The organism is Streptomyces sp. NPDC043867 (assembly GCF_056435845.1).
Window position 1 is genome coordinate 1 of the sequence record NZ_JBWKDS010000095.1, and the last position, 1177, is coordinate 1177.

Here is a 1177-nt window from a genome sequence, read left to right on the forward strand (position 1 = left end):
GGTTGGGGGGCACGTCTACTTCTCGGCGAAGTCGGTGGCCAAGGACCGGGTGGGCGCGCTGGCCCGGGTCGTGCGCGACCACTACGGCAGCGCGGCACGGCCCTAGATGAGTAAGTCCGAAGTCTTCGGGTGCATGAAGCGAGGGTCTCGTTGATCCGTTTGTGACGACAGATCTCGAAACCCTCGCGACAGCACTGTACGTGAAGATCGATGACGCTCTGGCAGGAACGCGGCGGCCGGGGCGACCGCCGAGACTGACGGACGCGGAACTGTTGACGGTGGCAGTGATGCAAGCCGTTTTGGGGTTCGTCTCCGAAGCCAGGTGGCTGCGGTTCGCCCGCCGCCACCTGGCCTCCGAGTTCCCCTACCTGCCCGGCCAGTCCGGCTACAACAAGCGCCTGCGGGCGGCGAACACGCTGATCAGCCGGTTCATCCGCACCCTGGCCCGAGACACCGACCTATGGCACGACGACGTGTGGATCGTGGATTCCACCCCAGTGGAATGCGCCCGCTCCCGCCCCACCGCCAAACGCTCCGACCTGGCCGGCTGGGCCGCCTACTCCTACTGCCCCTCGCACTCACGGTTCTTCTGGGGCCTGCGGCTCCACCTGATCTGCACACCCGGCGGACTGCCGATCGCCTGGGCACTGGCCAACCCCAAGACCGACGAACGCGAAGTCCTCGCCGACATGCTCCTGAACGACGCCGACCTGCTGACCAGCCATCCCGGACAGACGGTCATCGGCGACAAGGGCTACGTCTCCCGACACCTCGACGCCTTCATGGCCGACCACGGCCTGTCCGTGCTGCGGCCCAGCTACCGCAACCGCAAGCCCCGACCCGGTGAACACCTGCTCAAGCCCATCCGGCAGCTGATCGAGTCGGTCAACGACACACTCAAAGGCCAACTCGACCTCGAACGGCACGGGGCCAGAACCCCAGCCGGAGTCATGGCCCGCATCGGCCAGCGCATCCTCGCCCTGACCACGGCCATCTGGCACAACCGCACCAACAACACACCGGTCACCCGATCACTGATCGCCTACGACCACTAACCAAGACTTCGGACTTACTCATCTAGGGGACTCTCATACCGTGCGGTGATGCCAAAGGTCATACCCTGCGGTGACGATTCCCGATTCGCGATACCCGAAGATGATCAGTGTCCGGCCCACCC

Annotated in this window: 1 protein-coding gene; it reads left to right on the forward strand. The window is 65.3% G+C overall.

Annotated features, from left to right (window positions below):
- Window positions 1-161 precede the first annotated feature (161 nt).
- On the forward strand, window positions 162-1055 hold the full coding sequence (locus AC069T_RS37980) for an IS982 family transposase (protein ID WP_478787086.1): 894 nt from the start codon (window positions 162-164) through the stop codon (window positions 1053-1055).
- Window positions 1056-1177: the final 122 nt, after the last annotated feature.